The sequence below is a fragment of the Glaciihabitans sp. INWT7 genome (genome assembly GCF_014217685.1).
GTDB lineage: Bacteria > Actinomycetota > Actinomycetes > Actinomycetales > Microbacteriaceae > Lacisediminihabitans.
In genome coordinates this window covers 2,139,038-2,163,807 of sequence record NZ_CP043653.1, presented here as the reverse complement: position 1 = coordinate 2,163,807, position 24,770 = coordinate 2,139,038, and the positions used below count along the sequence as shown (strand labels likewise).

Annotated in this window: 26 protein-coding genes and 1 riboswitch; of the genes, 16 read left to right on the top strand and 10 right to left on the bottom strand. The window is 66.8% G+C overall.

The genetic code is table 11. The features are described 5' to 3' along the window. Positions 1 to 82 precede the first annotated feature (82 nt). From F1C58_RS10545 to F1C58_RS10525, 5 genes are all read left to right on the top strand, one after another. Positions 83 to 1,543: an MFS transporter gene (locus F1C58_RS10545; protein WP_219731963.1), complete on the top strand. Its 1,461-nt coding sequence runs from the start codon at positions 83 to 85 to the stop codon at positions 1,541 to 1,543. Positions 1,544 to 1,625: 82 nt separating this feature from the next. Next, positions 1,626 to 2,459 (top strand): SDR family oxidoreductase, encoded by an 834-nt coding sequence (locus F1C58_RS10540; RefSeq protein WP_185201068.1) that lies wholly within the window; start codon positions 1,626 to 1,628, stop codon positions 2,457 to 2,459. Between the two features lie 85 nt (positions 2,460 to 2,544). Further along, entirely contained in the window at positions 2,545 to 2,718 is a 174-nt protein-coding gene (locus tag F1C58_RS10535; RefSeq protein ID WP_185201067.1) for a hypothetical protein, read from the top strand. 31 nt (positions 2,719 to 2,749) lie between these two features. Beyond that, on the top strand, positions 2,750 to 3,022 hold the full coding sequence (locus tag F1C58_RS10530) for a hypothetical protein (protein WP_185201066.1): 273 nt from the start codon (positions 2,750 to 2,752) through the stop codon (positions 3,020 to 3,022). Continuing rightward, positions 3,019 to 3,852 (top strand): DUF3097 domain-containing protein, encoded by an 834-nt coding sequence (locus F1C58_RS10525; RefSeq protein WP_185201065.1) that lies wholly within the window; start codon positions 3,019 to 3,021, stop codon positions 3,850 to 3,852. Before F1C58_RS10530 ends, F1C58_RS10525 begins: the two co-directional genes overlap by 4 nt. 46 nt (positions 3,853 to 3,898) lie before the next feature. On the opposite strand, the gene F1C58_RS10520 is transcribed toward F1C58_RS10525, so the two are convergent. Continuing rightward, positions 3,899 to 4,528, bottom strand: a complete 630-nt coding sequence (locus F1C58_RS10520; RefSeq protein ID WP_255461070.1) for a DUF1345 domain-containing protein — start codon at positions 4,526 to 4,528, stop codon at positions 3,899 to 3,901. 81 nt (positions 4,529 to 4,609) lie between these two features. Here F1C58_RS10520 and F1C58_RS10515 point away from each other — a divergent pair, with 81 nt between their 5' ends. Both F1C58_RS10515 and F1C58_RS10510 read left to right on the top strand, forming a co-directional pair. Beyond that, positions 4,610 to 4,792, top strand: a complete 183-nt coding sequence (locus F1C58_RS10515) for a PspC domain-containing protein (RefSeq protein WP_185201064.1) — start codon at positions 4,610 to 4,612, stop codon at positions 4,790 to 4,792. Between the two features lie 50 nt (positions 4,793 to 4,842). Next, positions 4,843 to 5,343, top strand: a complete 501-nt coding sequence (locus F1C58_RS10510; protein WP_185201063.1) for a GNAT family N-acetyltransferase — start codon at positions 4,843 to 4,845, stop codon at positions 5,341 to 5,343. 6 nt (positions 5,344 to 5,349) lie between these two features. Here the strand turns inward: F1C58_RS10510 and F1C58_RS10505 are convergent, their stop codons facing one another. Then, positions 5,350 to 5,826, bottom strand: coding sequence for a Dps family protein (locus F1C58_RS10505; RefSeq protein WP_185201062.1), 477 nt, complete (start codon positions 5,824 to 5,826; stop codon positions 5,350 to 5,352). A gap of 93 nt (positions 5,827 to 5,919) precedes the next feature. On the opposite strand from F1C58_RS10505, the gene F1C58_RS10500 reads away from it, so the two are divergent. Next, the gene (locus F1C58_RS10500; protein WP_255461069.1) at positions 5,920 to 7,116 is read left to right on the top strand and encodes an MFS transporter; all 1,197 of its coding nucleotides are present in this window, start codon (positions 5,920 to 5,922) and stop codon (positions 7,114 to 7,116) included. A gap of 34 nt (positions 7,117 to 7,150) precedes the next feature. Here F1C58_RS10500 and F1C58_RS10495 read toward each other — a convergent pair whose 3' ends face one another. Then, complete coding sequence (locus tag F1C58_RS10495) at positions 7,151 to 7,723, bottom strand: YdeI family protein (RefSeq protein ID WP_185201061.1); 573 nt, start codon at positions 7,721 to 7,723, stop codon at positions 7,151 to 7,153. A gap of 65 nt (positions 7,724 to 7,788) precedes the next feature. Between F1C58_RS10495 and F1C58_RS10490 the strand changes: the two genes are divergently transcribed. Continuing rightward, positions 7,789 to 8,766, top strand: a complete 978-nt coding sequence (locus tag F1C58_RS10490; protein ID WP_185201060.1) for an aldo/keto reductase — start codon at positions 7,789 to 7,791, stop codon at positions 8,764 to 8,766. Positions 8,767 to 8,770: 4 nt separating this feature from the next. On the opposite strand, the gene F1C58_RS10485 is transcribed toward F1C58_RS10490, so the two are convergent. Next, entirely contained in the window at positions 8,771 to 9,352 is a 582-nt protein-coding gene (locus F1C58_RS10485) for a TIGR03086 family metal-binding protein (RefSeq protein WP_185201059.1), read from the bottom strand. A gap of 51 nt (positions 9,353 to 9,403) precedes the next feature. Then, entirely contained in the window at positions 9,404 to 10,273 is an 870-nt protein-coding gene (locus F1C58_RS10480) for a hypothetical protein (RefSeq protein WP_185201058.1), read from the bottom strand. 82 nt (positions 10,274 to 10,355) lie between these two features. On the opposite strand from F1C58_RS10480, the gene F1C58_RS10475 reads away from it, so the two are divergent. Both F1C58_RS10475 and F1C58_RS10470 read left to right on the top strand, forming a co-directional pair. After that, positions 10,356 to 10,868: a PaaI family thioesterase gene (locus F1C58_RS10475; RefSeq protein ID WP_185201057.1), complete on the top strand. Its 513-nt coding sequence runs from the start codon at positions 10,356 to 10,358 to the stop codon at positions 10,866 to 10,868. 47 nt (positions 10,869 to 10,915) lie between these two features. After that, positions 10,916 to 11,854 carry a cation diffusion facilitator family transporter gene (locus tag F1C58_RS10470; RefSeq protein WP_185201056.1) on the top strand — a complete coding sequence of 313 codons (939 nt, stop codon included), beginning with the start codon at positions 10,916 to 10,918 and terminating at the stop codon, positions 11,852 to 11,854. Positions 11,855 to 11,941: 87 nt separating this feature from the next. Here F1C58_RS10470 and F1C58_RS10465 read toward each other — a convergent pair whose 3' ends face one another. Continuing rightward, entirely contained in the window at positions 11,942 to 12,502 is a 561-nt protein-coding gene (locus F1C58_RS10465; protein WP_185201055.1) for a YceI family protein, read from the bottom strand. Between the two features lie 106 nt (positions 12,503 to 12,608). Here F1C58_RS10465 and F1C58_RS10460 point away from each other — a divergent pair, with 106 nt between their 5' ends. The 4 genes from F1C58_RS10460 to dinB all read left to right on the top strand — a co-directional run bounded on the left by F1C58_RS10460 (position 12,609) and on the right by dinB (position 16,467). After that, positions 12,609 to 13,139: a DUF1697 domain-containing protein gene (locus tag F1C58_RS10460; RefSeq protein ID WP_185201054.1), complete on the top strand. Its 531-nt coding sequence runs from the start codon at positions 12,609 to 12,611 to the stop codon at positions 13,137 to 13,139. A 380-nt stretch (positions 13,140 to 13,519) separates the two neighbouring features. After that, positions 13,520 to 14,152, top strand: a complete 633-nt coding sequence (locus F1C58_RS10455; protein ID WP_185201053.1) for a M23 family metallopeptidase — start codon at positions 13,520 to 13,522, stop codon at positions 14,150 to 14,152. Between the two features lie 78 nt (positions 14,153 to 14,230). Beyond that, on the top strand, positions 14,231 to 15,124 hold the full coding sequence (locus F1C58_RS10450; protein ID WP_185201052.1) for an oxygenase MpaB family protein: 894 nt from the start codon (positions 14,231 to 14,233) through the stop codon (positions 15,122 to 15,124). 80 nt (positions 15,125 to 15,204) lie between these two features. After that, a complete protein-coding gene (gene dinB, locus F1C58_RS10445) occupies positions 15,205 to 16,467 on the top strand; it encodes a DNA polymerase IV (RefSeq protein ID WP_185201051.1) in 1,263 nt (420 codons plus the stop codon). A 121-nt stretch (positions 16,468 to 16,588) separates the two neighbouring features. Here the strand turns inward: dinB and F1C58_RS10440 are convergent, their stop codons facing one another. The 4 genes from F1C58_RS10440 to glgX all read right to left on the bottom strand — a co-directional run bounded on the left by F1C58_RS10440 (position 16,589) and on the right by glgX (position 23,732). Next, on the bottom strand, positions 16,589 to 17,053 hold the full coding sequence (locus F1C58_RS10440; protein WP_185201050.1) for a phage tail protein: 465 nt from the start codon (positions 17,051 to 17,053) through the stop codon (positions 16,589 to 16,591). A 427-nt stretch (positions 17,054 to 17,480) separates the two neighbouring features. Next, entirely contained in the window at positions 17,481 to 19,229 is a 1,749-nt protein-coding gene (treZ, locus tag F1C58_RS10435) for a malto-oligosyltrehalose trehalohydrolase (RefSeq protein ID WP_370543644.1), read from the bottom strand. 7 nt (positions 19,230 to 19,236) lie between these two features. After that, a complete protein-coding gene (gene treY / locus F1C58_RS10430) occupies positions 19,237 to 21,534 on the bottom strand; it encodes a malto-oligosyltrehalose synthase (protein WP_185201049.1) in 2,298 nt (765 codons plus the stop codon). Continuing rightward, the gene (gene glgX, locus F1C58_RS10425; protein WP_185201048.1) at positions 21,534 to 23,732 is read right to left on the bottom strand and encodes a glycogen debranching protein GlgX; all 2,199 of its coding nucleotides are present in this window, start codon (positions 23,730 to 23,732) and stop codon (positions 21,534 to 21,536) included. Before glgX ends, treY begins: the two co-directional genes overlap by 1 nt. A gap of 243 nt (positions 23,733 to 23,975) precedes the next feature. Further along, positions 23,976 to 24,087, top strand: a riboswitch (TPP riboswitch). Positions 24,088 to 24,146: 59 nt separating this feature from the next. Here glgX and F1C58_RS10420 point away from each other — a divergent pair. Further along, the gene (locus F1C58_RS10420) at positions 24,147 to 24,767 is read left to right on the top strand and encodes an ECF transporter S component (protein ID WP_185201047.1); all 621 of its coding nucleotides are present in this window, start codon (positions 24,147 to 24,149) and stop codon (positions 24,765 to 24,767) included. Positions 24,768 to 24,770 lie beyond the last annotated feature (3 nt).

The window sequence follows — 24,770 nt, the reverse complement described above, 5'->3', positions numbered from 1 at the left end:
TTCAAGCCCGCTGACCAAATTGCCCCCCGGGCATAGGTTGACAGGGCGCGCTCGCCGACGAACGCGGCAGAGGGAGATAATCGTGGCGCGCACGCGACCGGAAGACACGTCAAAAGAAGTCAGCAGCCTCGTTCCGGCTCGCCTCGACCGGCTTCCCTGGACCCGGTTCCACTGGTCGGTGGTCGTGGGCCTCGGGGTCGCCTGGATCCTCGACGGGCTCGAGATCCAGATCGTGGCCTCCGCGGGATTCGCCAAAGACCTCCACATGAGTGCCGTGGAGGTGGGCGCGGCCGGATCCGTCTATCTCGTCGGCCAGGTCGTGGGGGCCCTGTTCTTCGGCTGGCTATCGGACCGCATCGGCCGTCGACGGATGTTCATCCTCACCCTGCTGATCTACCTGATCGGCAGCGGGATCGCCGGCTTCTCACCCAACATGTGGTTCCTGTTCGCCTTCCGCTTCGTCGCCGGACTCGGCATCGGCGGGGAGTATGCGGCCATCAACTCCGCCATCGACGAGCTCATTCCCTCCCACTACCGCGGACGGGTGGATATCGCCATCAACGGCACCTACTGGGGCGGAGCGGCACTCGGGGCAGCAGCCAACCTGTTCCTTCTCAATCCGGCCCTGGTCAGCGAGAACTGGGGCTGGCGCATCGGCTTCTTCATCGGTCCCGTGCTCGGACTGGTGATCATCTACCTTCGCCGGCACATCCCGGAGAGTCCGCGGTGGCTGATGAGTCACGGACGCGAGGACGAGGCGGAGAAGACCGTGGACGACATCGAGGAACGGGTGCGCCACGAGGGTGGCGACCTCACGGAGGTCGACGAGAGCAAGGCGATCACCGTGAAGTCGCACGGTCGCGTCGGATTCGTCGCGATGATGAAGGTGCTGTTCGTCAAGTACCCCAAGCGCACCTTCACCGGAGCGGTGATGATGGTCACCCAGTCGTTCCTGTACAACGCGATCTTCTTCACCTACTCGCTCGTGCTGCAGAACTTCTATCAGGTGCCGGTCGGCTCGACGGCGCTGTACTTCTTCCCCTTCGCCATCGGCAACCTGGCCGGACCGCTCCTGCTCGGACATCTCTTCGACACGTGGGGCAGGCGCAAGATGATCTTCCTCACCTACGCCCTCGCCGGTGCGGTGCTCGCGGTATCCGCCTTCCTGTTCAGCGCGGGGGTGCTCAACGCCACTACGCAGACGATCTTCTGGTGCGTGTCGTTCTTCTTCGCGTCTGCGGGGGCGTCTTCGGCCTACCTGACCGTGAGCGAGACCTTCCCGCTCGAGCTGCGCAGCCGGGCGATCTCCTATTTCTTCTCCCTCGGCCAGCTCGCCGGGGCTCTCGGACCGGTCGTCTACGGTGCCCTGATTGGAGACGGCAAGGATCGCGGTCCGCTCACCGGCGGCTATCTGCTCGGTGCCGGCATCATGATCTTCGGGGGGATCGTCGCGCTCATCTTCGGCACAAACGCCGAACGGCAGTCCCTCGAGGATGTCGCGGAGCCGCTCTCCACCGTGGGCGCGGGCAGTTCACAGCCCTAGCGAATCTCGCAGTCCCAGGGAATATCGAACCGGCAGGGTGCTGTTGTCTGTGGCACCCCCCACTCCAGAAACAGGAGAGAACATGTCTGAAAAAGTGTGGTTCATCACCGGTACCTCGCGCGGTTTCGGCCGCGAATGGGCGATCGCGGCCCTCGACCGCGGCGACCGCGTCGCCGCCACGGCCCGCAACACCGACAGCCTGGACGACCTCGTCGAAAAGTATGGCGATGCCATCCTGCCGATCGCCCTCGACGTCACCGACAAGGATGCCGCGACTTCCGCGGTCGCCCTGGCTCACGAGAAGTTCGGGCGCCTCGATGTCGTGATCAACAATGCCGGCTTCGGTCATTTCGGATTCATCGAGGAGATCACCGAAGACGAGGCTCGGGCCCAGATGGAGACCAACCTCTTCGGTGCCCTATGGGTGACTCAGGCCGCGCTCCCCTTCCTCCGGGCGCAGGGCAGCGGCCACATCATCCAGGTCTCGTCGATCGGCGGCATCACCGCATTCCCGCTCGTCGGTATCTATCACGCCTCCAAGTGGGCGCTCGAGGGCTTCTCCCAGGCACTCGCCCAGGAGGTCGCCGGATTCGGTGTCTTCGTGACCCTGGTGGAGCCGGGCGGTTTCTCCACGGACTGGAGCGGATCCTCTTCCACGCGTTCCGAACCGCTCGCGGATTATGCCGACCTCCACGAAGCGGTGGACGCCGCGCGCAAGCAGCGATTCGCGAGCCCCGGGGATCCGGTCGCCACTCGCGGCGCCATCCTCAAGGTCGTGGATGCCGACCGTCCGCCGCTGCGGATCTTCTTCGGTGAGTCGCCGCTCGGCACCGCCAAGGCGGACTACGCCGGTCGGATCGCGCTCTGGGACGAGTGGAATGACGTGTCGATCGAGGCCCAGGGCCCGGCGAAGTAGTCATTCGCCGGCGGCACGCGCCGTCTCCCCAGCGGTGGATCCGTAGACTGGATCCACCGCTGTCGATCCACCAGGAGGACCCTTCGTGAAAATCATCGCTTTCGTCATCGCGCTGGCGCTCTTCCTGCTCGGCATGCTGCTCATGGGCTACGCCTTCGAGCCGGATGCTCCCCACGGCATCCTCTTCTTCGCCGGCATCGCGAGCGTCGCGGTCTCCCTCGCCATCCCATTCCACGTGCTCAAGCGCGTTGACGGCTAGGTCGGCGAAATCGTCGAGATCGGCACCCTCGATGTCTGACGACTTCGGCATCGGGGCACAGGTGGTCGTTCGCGCCGCCGGCAGCGGTGAACTCGCGCCCTGGCCCGACGAGCCGAGCGGCGTCATCGTGCGCTCCGGCGGATCCGCCCTTGCAGGCGTCTGGGGTCGCAGCGGCGGGGGACGCATGTGGTGGGTGGAATTCGACGAGCCGCAGACCAATTCGGATGGTGACGGGCCGTTTCCCTCCGCCCAGGTGCACGAGAAGTTCCTCGAGCTCGCACCTCCCGTGAGCGACCAGGAATGAGCTTCGGCGAATACGGCGAGGATGCCCTTGCCGGCGATTGGCGCGGATCAAAACGACGAGTGATCAGGGAGATCCCCGCCGAGCGTGATCTCGTGATCGAGTGGGCGGACACCGGCTTCTGTGGCGCGGTCCTTCGGGTCGAGAACAAGCTGGTGCATCTCGAGGACTATCGCGGTGGCGTGCGGCTCTTCCCCCTCGGGGGCGGGTTTCTTCTCGAGGGGGAGCCGGTGGTGCTCACCGCGCCGGTCGCCGCAGCGAAGGGCACAGCGCGGACGGCCTCCGGCTCGTTCGCCGTCGCGGACCAGAAGGCGCGGGTCGCTCTCCCGAGCCGCATCTTCGTGGAGGGTCGGCACGACGCGGAACTCGTCGAGAAGGTCTGGGGCGCTGACCTGCGGGTGGAGGGAGTGGTCGTGGAATACCTCGAGGGAATAGACGACCTCGACGCCATCGTGCGGGATTTCGCGCCAGGCCCGGACCGCCGCATCGGTGTACTCGTCGACCATCTCGTGGCCGGGTCGAAGGAGAGTCGAATCGCGGAGGCCGTGGCTCGTGGTCCCTTCGGTGCGCATGTGCTCGTCGTGGGGCATCCCTTCGTCGACGTCTGGCAGGCGGTGAAGCCGGCTCGGCTCGGTCTGACGGCCTGGCCGGAGATCCCTCGTTCGCTGGAGTGGAAGCACGGCATCTGCGCGGCCCTCGGATGGCCGCACGAGGACCAGGCGGACATCGCCCGCGCCTGGCAACGAATCCTCGGGCAGGTGCGCAACTACGCGGACCTGGAACCGGTGGTGCTCGGCCGGGTGGAACAGCTGATCGACTTCGTTACCACCTGAGGCCGCGGCGACCGCCGGAGGCCCGACGCCGGGCCGCTCCGGGAACTCAGTGGGACAGTCCCGCCACCAGGTTGATGGTCGTGGCGAGGATCACCGACCCGAACACGAAAGACAGCAGGGTGTGGCGCAGCACGGTCGAGCGAACCGTGTGGTTCGTGATGTCGGTGTCCGAGACCTGGTAGGTCATGCCGAGGGTGAAGGAGACGTAGGCGAAGTCGGTGTACTGCGGCGGTCGGTCCTGGTTGAAGTCGATGCCCTTGTCGGCCGTGTAGTACTGGCTGGCGTAGCGAAGCGTGTACAGGGTGTGGAGGAGGATCCACGACAACGCGACGCTCACCAGCGCGAGAGAGGCGAGCAGCCCCTTGGCGACACCGCTCGCCTGAGCTGCCTGGACGAGCACGAAGGCGACCGAGAACAGGCTCGCGACGCTGAGCAGGATCACGAGCAGGTCGGCGATCCCCCGTGCCGGCTCCTCCCGACTCGCCCGCTCGCGGGTCTCAGTGGGATCGAGTCGCGCTACGCCCACCCAGACCATGGACGAATACACCAGCGCTGCGACGCACCACCCCAGCGTCGGCGCGTAGGCCCATTCGCCGAAAGCAGCCGTCACGATGGTCGCGACGACCCCGGCGACGAGCATGATGACGAGTCGAATGGTGGTGTGATAGCGATGCATCTGCCGATTACATCACCAGCTCGGCCGATTGCGGGGGATAACCCCATCGCGCCACGCTGCCGTAACGGGCAAGCTGGGGTCATGGCTGAATTGAAGAGACCGAGATCGGGCCGCGTCATCGCGGGAGTGTGTGCGGCGATCGCCAACCGCTACGGCTGGAGCGCGACGGTGGTGCGGCTGGTGTTCCTCCTGTCCTGCCTGCTTCCCGGCCCCCAGTTTCTGATCTACATCGCGCTGTGGATCTTCGTGCCAGCAGAGAAGTAGACCACGGGCGGAAATCGACGCACCGAGAAGCGGCACGGCAGACTGGGGGAGTGACCCCAGACGACACGAGCTTCGACTCCCTCTCCGCCGCCGACATCCCCCGACTGGTGGAGTTGAACGACGCGGCATCGCCGGCAGTGCCCATCACCTCCGAGACAGAGATGGCAGCCCTGCTCGATGCCGCCGGATTCACCCTCGCGGCCCGCGATGGCGACACCCTCATCGGATTCGTGATCGGCATGCGTCCTCGCGCGGACTACTCCAGCGAGAACTACCGCTTCTTCGACTCACGGAGCTCGGACTACCTCTATGTCGACCGCATCGTGATCGACGGATCGCGGCGCGGCTCGGGCATCGGCCGAGCGCTCTACGCGGCCGTCTTCGCACTCGCACGAGACGAAGGCATGCGTGAGGTGACCTGCGAGGTGAACCTCGACCCGCCGAATCCGGAGTCTCTCGCGTTCCACGCCCGCCTCGGCTTCGAGCGCGTCGGCGAGCAGGAGACCAAGGGCGGTTCCGTCACCGTGGCCCTGCTCGCCGCCGAACTCTGAGCAGGGTTAGAGGCCGGTCTTCGCGTCGCGTTTGCGCGGCTTGAGGCTCTCGGCGCTCACCATCCAGGCGTACTGCTCCAGAGTCTCGATGACCTTGTGCAGGATGTCTGCGGTGGTGGGATCCGCCTCGTCCACCTCGTCGTGCACCCGGCGGCAGGTCTCGGCCGCGGCGTCGAGGCGCTCGGTGATGAGGCTGACGACCTCTGAAGTGTCGACCTGGTCTTCCGGGAACTTCGGCAGCGTCGTCGTGGCGCTCACGGTCTCGGAGCGGCCGTCGGGAAGGGCGTGAAGTGCGCGCATCCGCTCGGCGACTTCGTCGGAGAGGCCACGGGCCGCCTCGATGATCTCGTCGAGGATGAGGTGGGTGTCGCGGAAGTTGGTGCCCACGACGTTCCAGTGGGCCTGCTTGCCCTGGATGTGGAGCTCGATGAGGTCGACGAGAACGGCCTGCATGTTGTCGGAGAGTTGCTTGTTTGCCTTCATGGCCACGACGGTACACGCGGTGGCCGTGGGTTCAACCCGTTGTCCGTCGCAATACGCTGGGGTAATGCATCCGCTCGCCTACATCCTCGCCTCGTGAGCGTCGATCCGGTTCGGAAGCCCCGACTCTCGCGCGACGTGATCGTGCTCGGGGTCATCGCCTTCTTCGTGATGGTGGGCTTCGGCGTCGTAGTGCCCGTGTTGCCCGTCTACGTGCGCAGCTTCGGCGTGGGCAATGCGGAGGTGGGCGCCGTCGTCTCCGCCTTCGCGCTGATGCGATTCGTCTCCAGCCCCTTCTGCGGCCGGTTGATCGACTGGGCGGGGGAGAGGGCGATCCTCTCGATCGGGATCGGGATCGTCGCGCTCTCCAGCGGGCTCGTCGGCATCGCCCAGAACTATCCACAGCTGCTGATCCTTCGGGGCATCGGCGGCATCGGTTCTGCGATGTTCACCGTGTCGGCGATGACCCTGTTGATCGGATCGACCTCCACGGCCATGCGGGCGCGCTCGATCGGGTTCTATCAGGGCGGATTCCTCATCGGGGGGATGACCGGCCCGGCCCTCGGCGGACTGCTCGCGACGATCTCTCTCACCGCCCCGTTCTTCTTCTATGCCGGCACCCTGGCCGTGGCGGGAATCGTCGGCGTGCTGTTGCTGAAGCCCCGCACGGTGGCCGTCACCACAGACTCCGGGTCGGCGGTCAGCATCCCCTTCCGGGAGGTGTTGCGCGACCGCGGGTTCCGCGCTGCCTGTGTCGCGAACTTCGCCCAGGGCTGGACCTCTTTCGGTGTGCGCAATTCGCTGGTGCCCGTGCTGATCGTCGAGGTGCTTCGGGGGCCGAGCGCCTGGACGGGCATCGCCTTCGCCTTCTCCGCGGTCGCGCAGACCCTCGCCCTCGCGCCGGCTGCGCGGTTCATCGATGTGGTCGGCCGCAAGCCCGCGATCGTCGGGTCCTTCGCGGTGGCTGCCGTGACTATTGCCGCCGTTCCGTTCGTCACCAGCTTCATCGCCCTCACGGCCCTTCTGTGCCTCTATGGCGTGGCGGCGGCCTTCATGGGCACGGCCCCGGCCGCGGCGGTCGGGGATGCCGCCGGTGCTGCTGGGGGGCGACCGGTCGCCGTGTTCTCGATGTTCTCCGATTTCGGAGCGATCATCGGCCCGCTCGTCGCCGGTTTTCTCGCCGACACCGTCTCCTACCCGGTGGCCTTCGCGGTCGGCGCCGTCTTCTTCGCCGGAGCCTCTGCCTATGCCCTGCGAATGCCCGGCAGAACACGCACCCCCGTCACCACCTGACCCGCCCCGCCTCCGCTTTCCGAGGACGGTGCGATCAGGGTGTCTCGCCGCGGGCCAGCATCGAGACGAAGTTCTCGATCTTCGCCGCTCTCGTGGCCGCGCGCTTCACCGCGCCGATGCGGAAGAGGATCGCGAAGCGGTTCTGTGCGGAGAGCGCGGCGAAGGCTGCGGCCGCGGCGGGATTCGCCGCGAGAGCCGACCGCAGGTCTTCGGGGACTTCGGCATCCTTCTGGCGATAGGCGGCATCCCAGCGGCCGTCTGCGCGGGCGCGCTCCACCTCGGCGAGGCCGGCGGGCCGCATCCGACCCTCGGCCACCAGGCGGGCGACGTGATCGCGATTGACCTGCGACCACATGCTCTTGGCGCGACGATGGGTGAAGGAGACCAGATAGAAGTCGGTGTCGAAGGCATTGCTCTGCCCGTCGATCCAGCCGTGGCAGAGGGCCACGTCCAAGGCCTCGGCGTACACGATCCCCGGCATCGTGGACCCTTTCTTGCGCAGTTTGAGGCGCACGCCCGGCAAATCCGATCCCTCTGCCTGCAGCCAGGCCTCCCAGTTCGCGGGAGTCGCGAAATGCATGATCGGCTTCGACTCATGGGCCACCATGCGCCCATGCTATTGCCGGGTGCAGCCGTTTCGCGAGGGAGAGATCCGAGGAGCAGACTGGGACCATGGAATACACCTCTCTCGGAAACAGCGGCCTCGAGATCTCGGCCGTCACACTCGGCTGCATGAGCTACGGCGAGCCGGATCGCGGCAACCATGCGTGGAGCCTGCCGGAGGAACAGAGCCGACCGTTCATCCGCCGTGCTCTCGAACTGGGCATCACCACCTTCGACACGGCCAATGTGTATTCGAACGGGTCGAGCGAGGAGATCGTGGGGCGCGCCCTCCAGGACTTCGCGACTCGAGAAGAGATCGTGATCGCCACCAAGGTGCACGGGGTGATGCGACCCGGTCCCAACGGGGGAGGGCTGTCCCGCGGGCACATCATGGAGCAGATCGACGCGAGCCTCCGTCGCCTCGGCACGGACTACGTCGACCTCTATCAGATTCATCGCTGGGACCCCCGGGTTCCGATCGAAGAGACGATGGAGGCACTGCACGACGTCGTCAAATCGGGCAAGGCCCGCTACATCGGGGCGTCTTCGATGTTCGCCTGGCAGTTCGCCACCGCCCAGCACGCCGCGGATCTGAACGGCTGGACCCGCTTCGTATCGATGCAGGACCACTACAACCTCATCAATCGCGAAGAGGAGCGGGAGATGCATCCCTACTGCCTCGACCAGGGCGTCGGAGTGCTGCCGTGGAGCCCGCTCGCCCGCGGCAAGCTCACCCGGGACTGGGACGCCTCATCCTCTCGCTCGGAGACCGATGAGTTCGGAAAGACGCTGTATATCCAGTCCGAGGACTCCGACCGCCTGGTCGCCGATGCCGTCGCATCCGTCGCTGAGGCCCGCGGGGTGCCGCGCGCTCAGGTGGCGCTCGCGTGGGTTGCCCAGCAGCCGGCGGTCTCCTCGCCGATCGTGGGAGCGACCAAGCTCTCGCATCTCGATGACGCGGTCGCCGCGGTCGAGCTCGACCTCACGGATGCGGAGCTCGCGGTGCTGACCGAGCACTACGTCCCGCACTCCGCCGCCGGGTTCTAGCCGCTCAGCGGGCGTCGCGTCCGGTGAGGGCGAGCAGGCGAACCTGCAGGGAGGCATCGGCGGGCAGTGGCACCGGTGCGGCGAACAGGCCGCTCGCCGAGAGGGTGTCGCGTTGCGGTTCGAAGACCGTCCAGACCGCGGCGACGAGATCGTCGTCGAGAGACTCGTCGGCGCCGACCGCCCGCGCCAGGTCCCAGGAATGGATCGTGACATCGCTCACCTGCTCTCGCAGGTACTCGTGGGCAGCGACGGTGTCGAAGGAGAGGCTCACCGGTGCATCCGGTGCCGCGGCGTCCCAGGCCGTGGTGGCTGCGAGGGAGTACAGCCTCCACTCCGCACGCAGGTCGTCACCGAGCGGCTGGATGCGACGCTGTGCGTCCGCGACGGAACTGCCGGTGAGAAGATGCGGCACCCACTGTTGCTCCTCCACCACGTGGCTGACCAGGTCGCGCACGCTCCACTCCGTGTCGGGAGTGGGAGCGTCCCAGTCCGTGACCTTGCCGAGACGCACCCCGAATTCGCGGTGGGCCTGTTTCTGCAGTGAGAGCCAGTCGTAGGTCGGGGCTGTCGAATCGCTCGGTTCCATGATGGTGTCAACGCAGCACCGGGCAATGAATTCCCCGGTAGCGACGCGCGCTCAGGTGCCGTCGCCGACGGCGAAGGTGCGGCTGTTGGACGACATGCTCAGCGATCCGTCTTTCGCCCAGTAGTACTCGTAGTACACCGGCTCGGCGACGCCCTCGTCGCCGGGGGCCGGCACCGTCTCGGCAGTACTCAGCCGCAGGCGGAGACCCTCGGCGGAGAAGCGCGACTCGGAGACGCAGGTCAGGCTGTTGGTGTGATCGGGCAGAACCACCGCGAGGCACACCAAGCCGGACACGCTGCGGGCGATGTAGGTGAGGGCGTCCTGGGACGTGGACCCGAAGTTGCCGAACGATCGGATCGAGGATGGTGCGATACCGGAGCCGAGCAAGACGGGCGGCACAGCGTCGGGGGTTTGGACGCTGTCGAGCGCCGCGAGGCCGGGCGCGGGGCCGGGGACCGCCCTGGCGTTCGTCTCGACCGGCGCGGGAGGACTTTCCAGCGGCTGCACGCGACCGAGGGCGAACCCTCCGGCCGCCAGCAGAACCCCCACGACGGATGCGGCGGCGATGAGCCCGCTGGGCCGCGACCGGCGCGGGAGCATCTCCGCTGTATCGCCACCGGCGGTCTGGTCTCCGGCGGTCTGATCTGCGGCGGTACCGGAGGGCGGTTGATCCTCCCGAAGGGCAGTGCCGACCACGGTGCCGGCGAGGGCATCGGGGCTGCCGTCCGGCTGGGTCAGGTTCCTCAGCCGGCGTTCGGCGTCCCGGAGTTCGAGTTCGTTGGCGCGAAGACGCAGGGATGCTCCGGAGTCCGGGTCGACGGCGTCCACCAGGGGGGACTGCGCACCCTCGCGAGAGTAGACCTCGCGTCGGAGAAGTGCGATCCGCGCTCGCAGCTGAGCGGCATCCGTATCGTCGTCCATGAGCGATCGTCCTCGTCGGTAGTGCAGGGTGAGTACAACCGTACGCCCCGCCGTAGGCTGGAAAACGGAAAGGCCCCACTCGATGAGCACAGATTCCGGCAGCACCCCGATCGATCGATCACGGACGGTGACGTGGGAGGATCCGCTGGTCGGGGCCGCTCTCGCCAAGACGATGTCCGGCCTCGAATACATGCAGGGACTGGTCGACGGCAGCATCCCCGAGCCGCCGATAGTGAACCTCATGAAGATGAGGCCGGTGGGGGTCGAGGTGGGCAAGGTCACCTTCACCTGCGACCCCGACGAATCGCACTACAACCCCATCGGCACGGTTCATGGAGGGCTGGTCTGCACCCTGCTCGACTCTGTGCTCGGATGCGCCGTTCAGACGACCCTGCCGAAGGGGCAGGGTTACACCTCGCTCGAGATCAAGATCAGTTATCTCCGCCCGGTCACCGCCGAGACCGGTCAGCTCACCGCTGTCGGCATCGTCACGAAGCCGGGGAGCCGGGCCGCCTTCGCCGACGGCACGGTTCACGACTCGAAGGGCAAGCTCATCGCCACCGCGAGCAGCACTCTTCTGGTGTTCCCGGTCTGAATGTGGTCGTGAGCGCTCTGACAGCCGCGACTTCTTAGACTGGCAGCGTGAGCGAAACACACGGGCACAGCCACTCGCACGGCCTGGATCCCCAGGCCGGCCGAGCAAATCGCGCGCGCCTGCTGATCACTATCGGCATCGTCTTCATCGTCCTCGTGGCGGAGGTGATCGGCGGCATCCTCTCTGGCTCTCTCGCCCTGTTCGCCGACGCCGGTCACATGCTCTCCGACCTCACCGGGCTGCTCGTCGCGTTGGTCGCCCTGACCATGGCGGCGCGACCGGCGACGGATGCCCGCACCTTCGGTCATAGGCGCGCCGAGGTGTTCGGGGCACTGGCCAACGGGCTCATCCTGCTGGTGTTCGTTGGTTTCGTGGTCGTCGAGGCGGTGACGCGGCTTGTCGAGCCGACGGTGGCGGCCGTGCAGGCCCCGCTGATGCTGGGGGTCGCCGTGCTCGGGGCGGTCGCGAACACCGCCGGGCTTCTCGTGCTGCGCGGCGGAGCCAAGGATTCGATCAACATGCGCGGCGCCTATCTCGAGGTGCTCGGCGACCTCATCGGCTCCATCGCCGTGATCCTGGCCGCAATCGTCATCCTGCTCACCGGTTTCGAGCGAGCCGACGCGATCGCCTCCCTCGCCATCGCCGCGCTGATCGTGCCGCGGGCGCTCGGCCTGCTTCGGGACGTGATCCGCGTGCTCAGCCAGGGCACTCCACGCGGAACGGATGTCGCGCTCATTCGCGAACACGTGCTGTCGAAGCCGGGCGTGGTGTCGGTACACGATGTGCATGTCTGGTCGATCACACCCGGGGCGAACGTGTTCTCGGCGCATGTCGTCGTGCATCGGGTCGTCTTCAGCGAGAACCGCACCGACCAGCTCCTCGACGCCCTCACCGAATGCCTCGCCGATCATTTCGACGTGGCACACTCCACCTTCCAGCTGGAACCTGAGGAGCACGCCGACCACGAGGTGGACCAACACCGCTGACCGCGAGTGCGCGCGCCCGCCCCGTGGGTGCTGGCGGATGCGAAGAAGGGCCCCCGCGTGGCGGGAGCCCTTCCGAGGGAGTGGGGACTACGCGGCCTGCAGGACGAACTGCAGTTCGAGGTTGATGCTGACGTCGTCGCCGAGGGTGAATCCGCCGGCCTCGAGGGCAGCGTTCCAGCTCACGCCGAAGTCGTGGCGGTTGATCTTGGTCGACGCGGCGAAGCCCGCCTTGGTCTGGCCGTAGCCATCGGTGACGATCCCGCCGAATTCACCCGTGAGGGTGACGGACTTGGTGACCCCGCGGAGGGAGAGGTCGCCCACGACCGTGATGTCATCGCCGTCGAGGACGACGCTGGTGGAGACGAAGGTCATGTTCGGGAACTCGTCGGCCTTGAAGAAGTCGTTGGTGCGGAGGTGGTTGTCGCGGTCTTTCTGGTTCGTGTTGACCGAGGCGACCTCGATGCTGGCCTCGACCGTCGAGTTCGCCGGGTCCTCGGCGGTGACGATGGTTGCGGTGAAGCGCTCGAAGGAGCCGCGCACCTTGCTGATGGCGAGGTGCTTCACCGAGAAGGTGACCTCGGAGTGGGTGGAGTCGAGCACCCAGGTGCCGGCGACGTAGGAGGGATGAGTGTCAGTGATGGTTGTCATAGTTCTATGCAAGTGCATGCACCTGTGCGTTATTCCCGAATTGTGTGTCAATTCACAGGAGTTCGCGTATTGTTCCCCAGCCCGACCTCTTCGCTAGCCTCGAACCATGCCCCGAAACGTCGCACTGCTCCGCGGGATCAACGTCGGTCGGGCGAAGGCGATTCCGATGGCGCAGCTCGCCTCGGTGTTCGAGTCCCTCGGATTCTCCGATGTGCACACGGTACTGCGAAGCGGAAATGTGGTGTTCGGGTCGTCCGGACCCCTGACGGTGGATGCCGCCGCCCGTATCGAGGCCGCTGTGCTCGCATCGACCGGGGTGCAATCGAGCGTGCTCACCTTTGAATCCGCGGTGTTCTGCGGGGTTCTCAATGCCAATCCGCTTGTCGACATCGCGACCGACGGCTCCCAGAGTTTCGTCACCTTCGTCACGTCGATGCCGTCTTCACTGTCGCTCCCGGGTGCCGCCTCTCTCGCCCCGGAAGTGCTCGCCGTCGGCCCCGCAGCGGTGTACCAGTGGATGCCAGAGGGAAGCCTCCAGACCCGGGTGCCCCGGTCGTTCTGGAAGCAGTTCGACGCGCCCGTCACCGCGCGCAACTGGAACACGGTGCTCAAGCTCCGGGCCATCCTCACCAGCTGATCGCGCCACGCGCGGGCGCGCGTGCGGCCCCTCCTTCACAGGAAACGTGGAGGCTCGTGCCGAACAGTTGGACACGGTATCGACGAGAAGTGCGGTCCGACGGTGAGAGCATTCCACCCGTCATGGATCCCGTCGAGAGCCCGTTTCCCACCCATTTCGGGAAGCATCCACCGCCCCGCGCCGCCTCGTGCGTCGCCGCCCGCTGCCGCGCTTTCCCCCTAGCGATCGCGTTGCTGCGGACAATCGGAGATCCTCATTTGCTGAAAAATCCCCTCGCCGCTTCCGCGCGCGCCCACATCCGTGCAGTCCCGGCGGTCCCCGCCGAACACAGTCCAGAACTCCCCGCCCTCAACGGGCGATCCGTACGCAATCTCCGTCATGTGCGAGCCGTGAAAGCGGTGCGCGGGGGAGTGGCCGCGGCCGCGGCATCCTTCGCGGTGGTCATCGCCCTCGGGTTCGGTGTGCCGGCGTATGCTGCGGCGACCGCGGGCCCGCCGGTGCGCACGCTGCCCCTCCAGAGCCTCACCGTCACGGCGGTCACCCCGCCGGTGGCCGTGGTGCGCGACGCCTACGGGGTCACCGTTCCGCCGCCCCTGCAGTGGCCGGTGGATCCCTCGAGCCCGATCAGTGACGGCTTCGGCCCGCGGGTGTCTCCGTGCGCGGGCTGCTCGTCCCATCACGAAGGAGTGGACTACGACGCCGGCAACGGCGCGCCCGTGCACGCGATCGCCGCCGGGACCGTCGTCGAGACCAACAATCCGGGGTGGGCCGCCCTCGGCATCCATGTGGCCATCCAGCACGTGATCGACGGCCAGACGATCACGAGCGCCTATGGACACATGCAGGTGGGATCGATGCCCCTCCACGTGGGCGACACGGTCTTCGCGGGCGAGCTCATCGGTCGGGTCGGCAGCACCGGCGCGAGCACGGGGGCGCACCTCCACTTCGAGATCCGGGTCGGCGGAACCTCGCCGGTCGACCCCGTGTCCTGGATGCGCGCAAGGCTGGGCTGACTCGAAGCGATCGGCGTGCTCGCCCAACTAGTCAGCTAGCTGAATGTCACTCCCAGACTCCTTGGATAGCGTGCTGGGGTGACCTCTCTCACCGCGCCCTTCCGGTCTCGATTGCTCTCGGCATTCACCGGCGATTCGAGCGGACGGCCGGATTGGGTCAGCCAGATCGAAGAGGGCGACGACGCCGGATTCTTCGGTGTCGGGTCCGCCGCGTGGGCGGTCCACGGTGGCATGGCGACACTCGTCGCCGGCATCCGGGCGCTGCTGATGCAGACCCTCCACCCCGGCGCGATGGCGGGGGTGCACGACTGGTCGAGGTACAAGGAGGATCCGCTCGGTCGGCTCTCCGGAACCATCCAGTGGCTCATCGGGGTCACCTTCTCCGACACGACGATGGCGGTACGAGAGTCCAACCGGGTGGGACGTTTCCACGACCGCGTTGTCGGTACCTACGTCGATGCCCGGGGCGTGGAGCGGCAGTACGCCGCGGGCGACCCGGAGCTGTTGTCGTGGGTGCATGTCGTCTTCACCGACGCGTTCCTCGGGAGCCACCTCGTCTGGGGATCGGAGATTCCGGGAGGGCCCGACCGGTACGTGAGCGAATGGACCAAGGCGGGCGAGCTCGTCGGCGTCGTCGACCCTCCCGCGTCGCAGGCCGAACTCCGCTCGCAGCTCGAGGCCTTCCGCACCGCCGGCATCCTCAAGAGCGACGATCGGGTCGCCGAGGCAGTGCGGTTCATCCGCAAGCCCGGGCTGCCTCCCGGAATGTTGCCGTTCTACAACATCCTCTTCGCCGGAGCGGTCGCCTCCATCCCGCTCGAATACCGGCGGATGCTCGGCCTCCGCCGCGCCTGGTGGCCGGCGATCACGGCCACGCGCCTGATCCTGGTGCTCGTCGGGTCGTTGCTCGGCCGGAGTTCCACGAGTGAGGACGCCGCCCGCCGCCGACTCGCCCGGCTCGGGTTGCTCTGACCGCTGTTGCGTTGACCACTGCCGCTGTCGCCGGCCGAGGGTAGATTCGGTCGTGCCATGAGACAGAGCAGACCGAACCGATGAGCAAGCAGGACGGCCGCGACCGCCAGGTCAGCGCGAGCTCCGTCGACAGCACTACCGCGACGATCCTCCACGTCGACCTCGATGCCTTCTTCGCTTCGGTGGAGCTGCTCGATCGGCCGGAACTGGCGCACCTTCCCGTGATCGTGGCCGGAAAGTCGATGCGGTCGGTGGTGACGGCGGCCAACTATCCGGCACGCAAGTACGGTGTGCGCTCGGCGATCCCACTCTCGCAGGCGCTGCGTCTCTGTCCCAAGGCGATCGTGCTCGAGCCGCACTTCGAAAAGTACCGGCACTATTCGCAGCTCGTGATGGAGGTCTTCGACGATGTGACTCCGCTGGTCGAGCGGCTCGGCATCGACGAGGCGTTCCTCGACGTCTCCGGCGCCGGCCTGATCGGGAATCCCGCGGAGGTCGCCGCGGTGATCCGCGAGCGGGTGTACCGGGAGACCGGGCTCACCTGTTCGGTGGGGGCGGCATCCACCAAATTCGTGGCGAAGCTGGCATCGGGGCGTGCGAAGCCCGACGGCGTGCTCGTCGTGCCCGCGGACCAGACGCTGTCGTTCCTCCACCCGCTGCCGGTCGGTGCGCTGTGGGGCGTTGGAGCGGTCACCGAGGAGGCTCTCACCCGGCGCGGCCTGCGCACGATCGGCGATATCGCGCGCTCTCCCCTCGCCGCTCTCCAGCGCGCGGTCGGCGACGCCTCAGGACTCAAGCTGCACGATCTCGCCAACGGTCGCGACCCCCGCTCCGTGACCACGGCATCCGTGGAGAAGAGCGTCGGTCACGAGGTGACCTTCGAGCAGGACACGATCGATGCGGACGAGCTCCGCCGGGAGCTCCTGCGCCAGGCGAACGCTGTCGCGGTGCGGATGCGCACGGCCGGCTGGGTGGGGCGCACCGTCGTGCTCAAGCTGCGATACGACGATTTCACCACGATCACCCGCTCGCGCACCCTCGCGGAGTCGACGGATGTCGGCCGCCGCATCTACGAGGAGGTCAGGGCGATCTACGAGGCCCTCGGCCGCCATAACCCCGTGCGTCTGATCGGGGTGCGCATGGAACAGCTGACGGAGGGTGACGGGCAGCAACTCGGTCTGTGGGACGAAGACGAGGACTGGCGGGAGGCCGAGGACACCATCGATGCGGTCACGGCGCGATTCGGTCGCGGGATGCTGCGGCCTGCCTCCCTGCTGAAGGCCAAGGCTCCGCGCGGCGACGCGCAGAACGCGCACCGAATCGACTACGAACCGCCCCGCTGAGCCTGCCGCGCAGAGAGGGGTGTCCCTCCGGTGATTCATCCCTCAACGCACCCGCAGCCGAACTCCGATCGAATCGCAGAGCGTCGCTGCACCGTTCTCGCCCGCCCCGGCTTCGCCGGCGTCAATACCCGTTTTTGATCACGAAGTAGGAGCCGCGGATCACACCCGCGAGTTTCGACTTCTGGCGGGCGAATTTGAACCGCTCGGCGAGTTCCTCGGGCACTTCCATGCCCTCGGAGAGTTTGAATCCGACCGCTCGCTTCCCTCCGTCCTCCAGCGCATACATGACGTTGATCGACAGGCCCGATTCATAGAACACATAGACCATGCGATAGCCGCCGACCTCGAAGGAGGTCACTTCCAGCGGCGGTGAGGAGATGACGATATCGCGCTCCTCGGCGAGGATGCGAGTCGCCCAGTCGAGGGCCTCGACCTCCTCGTCTGCCGGGGCGACGCTGAAGACGTGATCGTATTTGTTCTTGAAGTAGCGAGCCTCGTTGGCCCTCAGGCCCGCCAGTGCCGGCGCGACCGGGCTCGACTCCAACCCGGAAGTCGATACGTTCTCGAAATCAACGCTCTGACGCATGGGATCTCCCTCTCCGATCCTGCGATTGTATTCCGCCGGCGGCGGTGGGCGCTCCGCACCGCACACGCGCGATCGGGTCCGGCCCGTGTCTGCTGAAAACGTCGCCCGATGGGGCCCTCGACCGACCGACGTATGCCTGGAGACGAGGAGGCCCAACACCGCTCACATCATTCACTTCGAGTGAAGGTGTCACCGCCGGCGATGGCGGGGGATCTCAGCGCTCGCGGAGGCGGGATCTCATCGCGGAGGGAGTTGTGTCTCCCTCCGTGATGGCAAGGCGTCGCCGCGACCGGTTGCCACCGTGACATCCGCCCGCCCTATCCAGGCGAGCACCAGTGCTGCGAACCACCTCGAGACACGCCCACACAGTGCCTTAGCGGCACGAGCGCCACCGGATGCCAGGCGCCGTCGTCTGCTGAGGGTGAGCTCAGCGGGAGAGTATCGCCGCCGATCGCGCTCCGAGAAGGATCTCCGCCGAGGAGGCGGCAACCGTGTTCGTGGTCGCCAGCAACACCGAACCGCCGTAGGGCAGCGCCACCGGGAAGTCGGCGAAGTTCACGAGGATGCTCGTGCCAGAGCCATCCACGTCGGTGCGGTGCAGAGCGAACCATTTCGCATCGTCGTCGAATTCCGCGGAGAGTCGCGACATACGGGGGTCGGTGAGGTCAGGGCGGTCGCGGCGAAGGGCCGCCAGCGAGCGGTACAACTGCAGAAGGCGGGCGTGATCGCCGTCGGCCGCTTCGTCCCAGTCGAGCTTCGAACGCCGGAAGGTCTCGACATCCTGCGGATCCGGCACGACATCGGGATCCCACCCCATCTTCGCGAACTCGGCGATGCGCCCCTCCGCGGTCGCCTTTCCGAGCTCGGGCTCCGGATGAGCGGTGAAGAACTGCCACGGCGTGGTCGCGCCCCACTCCTCGCCCATGAAGAGCATCGGAGTGAACGGGCCGGCGAGCGTGAGGACCGCCGCGATCGCCAGCTGGTCCGTATCGAGTTGGGCCGACAGGCGGTCACCGACGGCACGGTTGCCGATCTGGTCGTGATTCTGGTTGGCGACTACGAGCCGCCACGCCGGCATGTGCTCGGTGTCGATCGGATGACCGTGATCGCGCTCGCGGAACGACGAGTAGGTGCCGTCGTGGAAGAAGCCACGGGTCATCACCTTGGCCAGGGAATCCAGCCGCGCGAAGTCGGCGTAGTACCCGGTCGTCTCCCCGGTGAGGGCCACATGGACGGCGTGGTGGAAGTCATCGCTCCACTGGGCCTGCAGCCCGTAGCCGCCACTGCCTCCCTCTCGGGGCGTGATCAGCTTCGGATCGTTGAGGTCGGACTCGGCGATGAGGCTGAGCGGCCGCCCGAGGAAGGCGGAAAGGGCGTCGGTGCGCTCGGACAGCTCCTGGAGGAGGTGCTTCGGCGAGTCGTCGACGAGGGCGTGCACCGCGTCGAGTCGCAGGCCGTCCACGTGGAAGTCACGGAACCAGCCGAGCGCGTTATCGACGATGTACGACCGCACGGCGGGCTCGTCGAGGTTGACCGAATCACCCCAGGTGTTCGACGACCCGGCGCGGAGGTACGGGCCAAAGCGCGGGAGGTAGTTGCCGCTCGGGCCGAGGTGGTTGTAGACGACATCCTGGATCACGCCGAGACCCCGCGCGTGCGCGGCATCCACGAACCGCTCGTAGGCGGCGGGCCCACCGTAGGTCTCGTCGACGGTGTACCAGAGCACCCCGTCGTAGCCCCAGTTGTGGTCGCCGTTGAAGCCGTTGACCGGCAACAGTTCGACGAAATCGACCCCGATGGAGACGAGGTGATCGAGTTTGTCGATCGCGGAGTCGAGGGTCCCCTGCGGGGTGAAGGTGCCGAGGTGCAACTCGTAGATCACACCGCCAGCAAGCTGCCGGCCGGTCCAGGACGAGTCGGTCCACTCGAAATCGCTGGTGAAGGTGCGCGAGAGGCCATGGACGGATTCGGGCTGTCGCCGGCTGCGCGGATCGGGCAGCGGCGACTCGTCATCGTCCACCAGGTAGCCGTAGTCGGTGCCCGAGACGCCCTCCGGTGCGACCCACCAGCCTCCGGTGGTCGCCGTCATCTCGTGATGTGCCCCGTCGAGCAGCAGCGTGACTCTCGAGGCTGCGGGAGCCCAGATATCGAAATTCGTCGCTTCAGTGGTCATCATCGTCCGCCTACTCGCTTGGGACCAGCAGTGCTACAGGGTACCGCTCGAGCGCCTCGGAGAGCAGCAGAGTTCCACCCTCGAATTGCCGGCCGGTGAAGACATCGGTGACCGGACGCCCCGCGACGATCACGGAGGTGTCGCCCCATCCGCCCTCGCGGTCCAGTCCGATCGGCAGGCGGGTCGCGATGGTGAGCGCTTCGCCCCGGTCGAAGGCGACGACATGCTTCGCCGCGGAACCGTAGGCCTCGATCGCGGCATAGCGGGTGAAGAACTCCGGATGATCGCGCCGCAGCCGCAGGGAGCGAGAGGTCATCAGCAGCTTCGCAGCCCCCGACTCGTCGATCGGCGGGTGGGCTCCGGCATCGATAGCCGCGAGGTAGAGCCGCCGTTCGTCGAAGTCGACCGGGCGTCGGTTGTCGGGGTCGACAAGGGAGGTCTCCCAGAGTTCGCTGCCCTGGTACACGTCGGGCACGCCGGGGGCCGTCAGCTGGATCACCTTGGCCGACAGCGAATTCGACCAGCCCGGCTGACGCACGGTGTCGAGCACTCCGTCGAGGATACCGATGACGTGCTCGTCATCGAAGGCGGAGTCGATGAGCCGGTGCATCCGCGCCTCGAATTCCTCTCCCGGCGCTGTCCACTTCGTGGAGTTGCCGGCCTCACGGGCCGCCTTCTCTGCATAGGCGTGCAGGCGCTCCCGGCTGGCGGGCCAGGCTCCGACGATCGCCTCCCAGAGCAGGGACTCCAGGGGACCGTCGCCGAGGGGCACCGCGACGCGCAACTGGGCGAGGGCAGCCTCCCACTCTGCGGGGATCTCGGCGAGCACGCTTATGCGCGCCCGCACGTCTTCCCCTCGCTTCGTGTCGTGGGTCGACAGGGTGGTGAGGGAGGCCGGGAAGCTCGCCTGTCGCAACTGGTGGCGCCGGTGGAACTCGTCGATGCCGATCGAGAACTCCGACGGGTCTGCCCCCACCTCGGTGAGGGATCCGAGCCGGGTATAGCGGTAGAACGCGGTGTCTTCCACGCCCTTCGCCATCACCATTCCCGAGGTCTGCTGGAAGCGGACGGCTGCCGGATGAGCCGGATCACCGAGGGTCGGCAGCAGGGCATCGATGCGGTCCGCGAGCTCAGGCCGGTACTCTTTCGCCAGCCTCACCGCCTCGTGAAGGTGTTCGATTCCGAGCGGGAGGTAGGAACGGTAGACCGGGAAGCAGGCGAGGAGCTCGGCGAGGGCATCGGCCGTCTGCTCGTGCGCGCCATCGGCACCGAGGTCGCGTTCGATGCGCAGCACCTCCGACCGCAGGATACCGTCGGCGATCGCGCGCTTGGTGCTGTGGATGAGGCGGGTCCACGACACCGGCTCGGTGGAGTCACGCAACGTGGAGTCGAGCGCGTCGAGAGCCTTGCGGCCCGCAGGATCGACGAGCACCCGGTCGACATCCGCGAGGGCGTCGTAGCCGGTGGTGCCCGCGGCCGCCCACGAGGTGGGCAGCTGTTCGTCGCCCTCGAGGATCTTCTCGACGAGCACATACGCACCGTCCGTTGCCGCGGCGAGTGCATCCAGGTAGCCGGCCGGGTCGGCGAGGCCGTCGGGATGGTCCACCCGCAGTCCATCGGCCAGACCATCGGTGATCCAGCGGATGATCTCCACGTGCGACTCGTCGAACACCCAGGGTGTCTCCACGCGGATGCCGGCGAGCGTGTTCACGGCGAAGAAGCGGCGGTAGTTGAGTTCGGCATCCGCCCGGCGCCAGTTCATCAGCTCGTAGTTCTGACGGGAGTGGATCTCTGCCGGGGAGGCGTCATCGTCGGCGGTGCCCGGCGCGAGCGGGAAGCGGTTGTCGTAATAGGCCAGCTCGCCGTCGATGATCTGGAACTCAGGATCCGGCTCGTCACCGAGCACCGGGATGCGCACCTTGCCGCCGCCGAAGACCCAGTCGACGTCGAATGCTTCCGCATAGCGCGACTGGCGTCCGTGGGTCAGCAGATCCCACCACCAGACGCTCTGCTTCGGTGTGGCGACACCGACATGATTCGGCACGATGTCGATGAGCACACCGAGGCCGAGCTCACGTGCGGCCGCGGAGGCGGCATCCAGTCCGTTCCGGCCGCCGCGCGCCGGGTCGACGAGCGAGTGGTCGACCACGTCGTAGCCGTGGTCGGATCCCTCCTCCGCCTTCAGGAGGGGGGAGAGGTAGAGCCAGTCCGCCCCGAGATCGTGAACGTAGCCGGCGATGGCCGCCGCAGCGTTCAGGTCGAAGGACTCGCGGATCTGGAGCCGATAGGTGGAGGCGGGTATGCGCATCAGTGGGACTCCGGAATGCGCGGCGCGGCCGCCTGGGTTCCGGCCTGGGCGCTCAGCGAGGCCGCGACAGAGTGATCGATCTCCATCTCCGGCGCGACCCAGGCCCGCAGCACGACGAGGGATTTCGCCACGACAGGCAGCACGTCCTTGGCCTTGCGCGGCTCCGTGTCGGCGAGTTCGCCGGAGCTGTCGATCACGATCTCCCAGGATCCGGAGAACTCCTCCGAGGGCAGCGTGAAGTCGACGGATTCGTCACCCGCGTTGAAGAAGATGGCGAAGTTGAGGTCGGTGATGCGCTGTCCACGCAGGTCGCGGCCCTGGATGCCGTTCCCGTTGAGGAACACACCGATAGCGCGGCCGAACCCGGAGTCCCAGTTCTCGGGCTCCATCGCTTCGCCGTCCGGGGTGAGCCAGACGATGTCCGCCAGAGGCTCGCCCGCCCCGCGCTTGACCGGTCGCCCGTCGAAGAAGCTCTTGCGTCGGAAGGTGGGGTGGTCTTTGCGCAGCCGGGTGACGGCCGCGACGAACTCGGTGAGCGGGGCATCCGCCGCATCCCAGTGCACCCACGCGATCTCGGAGTCCTGCGCGTAGGTGTTGTTATTGCCCTGCTGGGTACGGCCGAGTTCGTCCCCGTGCAGGATCATCGGAACCCCCTGCGAGAGCAGCAGCGTCGCCAGGAAGTTGCGCTGCTGGCGCGCGCGCAGGCCGAGCACCTCCGGGTCATCCGTCGGGCCCTCCACGCCGGAGTTCCAGGAGCGGTTCTCCGACTCCCCGTCGTTGTTCTCCTCACCGTTCGCGTCGTTGTGCTTCTCGTTGTAGGACACGAGGTCGGCGAGGGTGAAGCCGTCGTGCGCGGTGACGAAGTTGATGGATGCGACGGGGCGACGCCCATCGCCCTCGTAAAGGTCGGCGGAGCCGGTGAGCCGAGACGCGAACTCGCCCAGCGTCGAGGGCTCGCCGCGCCAGAAGTCGCGCACGGTGTCGCGGTACTTTCCGTTCCATTCCGTCCACTGCGGGGGGAAGTTGCCCACCTGGTAGCCGCCGGGGCCCACGTCCCAGGGCTCGGCGATGAGCTTCACCTGCGAGACGATCGGGTCTTGCTGCACCAGCTCGAAGAAGGTGGAGAGCTTGTCGACGTCGTAGAACTCCCGGGCGAGCGTGGAGGCGAGGTCGAAGCGGAATCCGTCGACATGCATCTCGGTGACCCAGTAGCGCAGGCTGTCCATGATCAGCTGCAGGGAGTGCGGATGGCGCACGTTGAAGGAGTTGCCGGTGCCGGTGTAGTCCATGTAGAACTGCTGGTCGTCTTCGACGAGGCGGTAGTAAGCCTCGTTGTCGATGCCCTTGAACGAGATCGTCGGGCCGAGGTGGTTGCCCTCCGCTGTGTGGTTGTAGACCACGTCGAGCACGACCTCGATGCCGGCGTCGTGCATCGATCGCACCATGCTCTTGAATTCCTGCACCTGCTGGCCACGATCCCCGGTCGAGGAATAGCTGTTCTGCGGAGCGAAGAAACCGATGGTGTTGTAGCCCCAGTAGTTGCGGAGGCCCTTGTCGAGCAGCGTCGAGTCCTGCACGAACTGGTGCACGGGCATGAGCTCCAGTGTCGTGATGCCGAGCTTCTGCAGGTGCTCGATCACGGCCGGGTGGGAGAGCCCGGAATAGGTTCCGCGCTGTTCCGCCGGCACGTCGGGGTGGAGCTCCGTGAGCCCCTTGACGTGGGCCTCGTAGATGACCGTGTCGTTGTAGGGGATGCGCGGATGACGGTCGCCCGCCCAGTCGAAGAAAGGGTTGATGACGATGCCCATCATCGTGTGGCTGGCCGAATCCTCGTCGTTGCGAGAGAGCGGGTCGCCGAAGTTGTAGGCGAAGAGCGACTGGTCCCAGTCGAAGTCGCCGCAGGTCGCCTTGGCATAGGGGTCGAGAAGCAACTTGTTGGGGTTGCAGCGCTTGCCGGATTCCGGATCGTATTCCCCATAGACGCGATAGCCGTAGCGCTGGCCCGGCTGCACCTGCGGCAGATAGGCGTGCCAGACATAAGCATCGATCTCGAAGAGCTCGACGCGGGTCTCGACACCGTCGTCGTCGAACAGGCAGAGTTCGATCTTCTCGGCCACTTCACTGAAGAGTGCGAAGTTGGTGCCGCTGCCGTCAAAGGTGGCGCCGAGGGGATAGGCAGATCCGGGCCAGGTTTCCATGGGTTTTTCTCAATTCGATCAGGCTCGTTCAGCGGGGGGCTTTCACCGTATCCTGCGGGTGCGAAGAAGGTCGAACCCTCGCGGAGCCTTGACAAGTCGGTCCGAGAGTGTGTGGGGCTGCCGCGGGCGCATAATTCCCCGCCGAGACGGGGATTACCCGTTGCGGCGGCCGGGGTCGACGGCGTCGGATTGATGGCTCGGGCACCAGTCATCCAGCACATCGACTCTGCGCGGCGCTAAGCTGAGAAGGGACACGGGAGTCCGGTGATGCCGGGCTGAGAGGGAGCTTCTCCAAGCTCCGACCGTCGAACCTGATCTGGATCATGCCAGCGCAGGGAGGCAGATTTTCTCTCCGGGTTGTCGCATCCGCGCACAATCCACACCCGTGCCCTCACTCACGATTGGGGCACGACCATGAACGCAACCGCAACATCCTCCCGCCCGACCGCTCGACGCATCGAACCGCGCTGGCGGGTGGTGGACATCGTCGTCGCGAGCGTGCTCGGCGTGGCCAGCGCACTGGTCTTCTTCGCCTGGAACCAGGTCTATGCCCCGGTGACCGCTCCGCTCGAGGCCGTGCTTCCCGGATCCCAGGCCCTCTTCTACGGACTCTGGCTCTTCGCCGGAGTGCTCGGCGGTCTCGTCATCCGAAAGCCCGGCGCCGCACTGTTCACCGAACTCGTCGCCGCTGTCGTCTCGGCACTCCTCGGTGCGCAGTGGGGTGGTTTCGCCACCATCGAGGCTGGCCTCGCACAAGGACTGGGGGCGGAACTGATCTTCCTGGTTTTCCTCTACCACCGCTGGAACGTGGTGGTGGCCATGCTGGCCGGAGCCGCGGCGGGGCTCGCGATGGCGGTCAACGACATCGTCGGCTACTACCTGGCCTCCGGTTCCGCATTCCAGGCCATCTATACCGTCTCCGGCATCCTCTCCGGCGCCGTGATCGCCGGGCTCGGCTCGTGGTTCATCGTGCGCGGGCTCGCGCGCACCGGTGCGCTCAGCCGCTTTGCGTCGGGCCGCGTCGCGGCTCGCTGACCA

What these genes read in the sequence shown, in the direction of transcription:
- F1C58_RS10520 (WP_255461070.1), bottom strand. Translation starts at nt 4,528, where the DNA reads ATGCATCGCTATCACACCACCATTCGACTCGTCATCATGCTCGTCGCC.
- F1C58_RS10480 (WP_185201058.1), bottom strand. Translation starts at nt 10,273, where the DNA reads ATGGACGACGATACGGATGCCGCTCAGCTGCGAGCGCGGATCGCACTT.
- F1C58_RS10540 (WP_185201068.1), top strand. Translation starts at nt 1,626, where the DNA reads ATGTCTGAAAAAGTGTGGTTCATCACCGGTACCTCGCGCGGTTTCGGC.
- F1C58_RS10475 (WP_185201057.1), top strand. Translation starts at nt 10,356, where the DNA reads ATGAGCACAGATTCCGGCAGCACCCCGATCGATCGATCACGGACGGTG.
- F1C58_RS10525 (WP_185201065.1), top strand. Translation starts at nt 3,019, where the DNA reads ATGAGCTTCGGCGAATACGGCGAGGATGCCCTTGCCGGCGATTGGCGC.
- F1C58_RS10515 (WP_185201064.1), top strand. Translation starts at nt 4,610, where the DNA reads ATGGCTGAATTGAAGAGACCGAGATCGGGCCGCGTCATCGCGGGAGTG.
- F1C58_RS10505 (WP_185201062.1), bottom strand. Translation starts at nt 5,826, where the DNA reads ATGAAGGCAAACAAGCAACTCTCCGACAACATGCAGGCCGTTCTCGTC.
- F1C58_RS10485 (WP_185201059.1), bottom strand. Translation starts at nt 9,352, where the DNA reads ATGGAACCGAGCGATTCGACAGCCCCGACCTACGACTGGCTCTCACTG.
- glgX (WP_185201048.1), bottom strand. Translation starts at nt 23,732, where the DNA reads ATGGAAACCTGGCCCGGATCTGCCTATCCCCTCGGCGCCACCTTTGAC.
- treY (WP_185201049.1), bottom strand. Translation starts at nt 21,534, where the DNA reads ATGCGCATACCCGCCTCCACCTATCGGCTCCAGATCCGCGAGTCCTTC.
- F1C58_RS10530 (WP_185201066.1), top strand. Translation starts at nt 2,750, where the DNA reads ATGTCTGACGACTTCGGCATCGGGGCACAGGTGGTCGTTCGCGCCGCC.
- F1C58_RS10465 (WP_185201055.1), bottom strand. Translation starts at nt 12,502, where the DNA reads ATGACAACCATCACTGACACTCATCCCTCCTACGTCGCCGGCACCTGG.
- F1C58_RS10440 (WP_185201050.1), bottom strand. Translation starts at nt 17,053, where the DNA reads ATGCGTCAGAGCGTTGATTTCGAGAACGTATCGACTTCCGGGTTGGAG.
- dinB (WP_185201051.1), top strand. Translation starts at nt 15,205, where the DNA reads ATGAGCAAGCAGGACGGCCGCGACCGCCAGGTCAGCGCGAGCTCCGTC.
- F1C58_RS10420 (WP_185201047.1), top strand. Translation starts at nt 24,147, where the DNA reads ATGAACGCAACCGCAACATCCTCCCGCCCGACCGCTCGACGCATCGAA.
- F1C58_RS10460 (WP_185201054.1), top strand. Translation starts at nt 12,609, where the DNA reads ATGCCCCGAAACGTCGCACTGCTCCGCGGGATCAACGTCGGTCGGGCG.
- F1C58_RS10490 (WP_185201060.1), top strand. Translation starts at nt 7,789, where the DNA reads ATGGAATACACCTCTCTCGGAAACAGCGGCCTCGAGATCTCGGCCGTC.
- treZ (WP_370543644.1), bottom strand. Translation starts at nt 19,229, where the DNA reads ATGATGACCACTGAAGCGACGAATTTCGATATCTGGGCTCCCGCAGCC.
- F1C58_RS10495 (WP_185201061.1), bottom strand. Translation starts at nt 7,723, where the DNA reads ATGGTGGCCCATGAGTCGAAGCCGATCATGCATTTCGCGACTCCCGCG.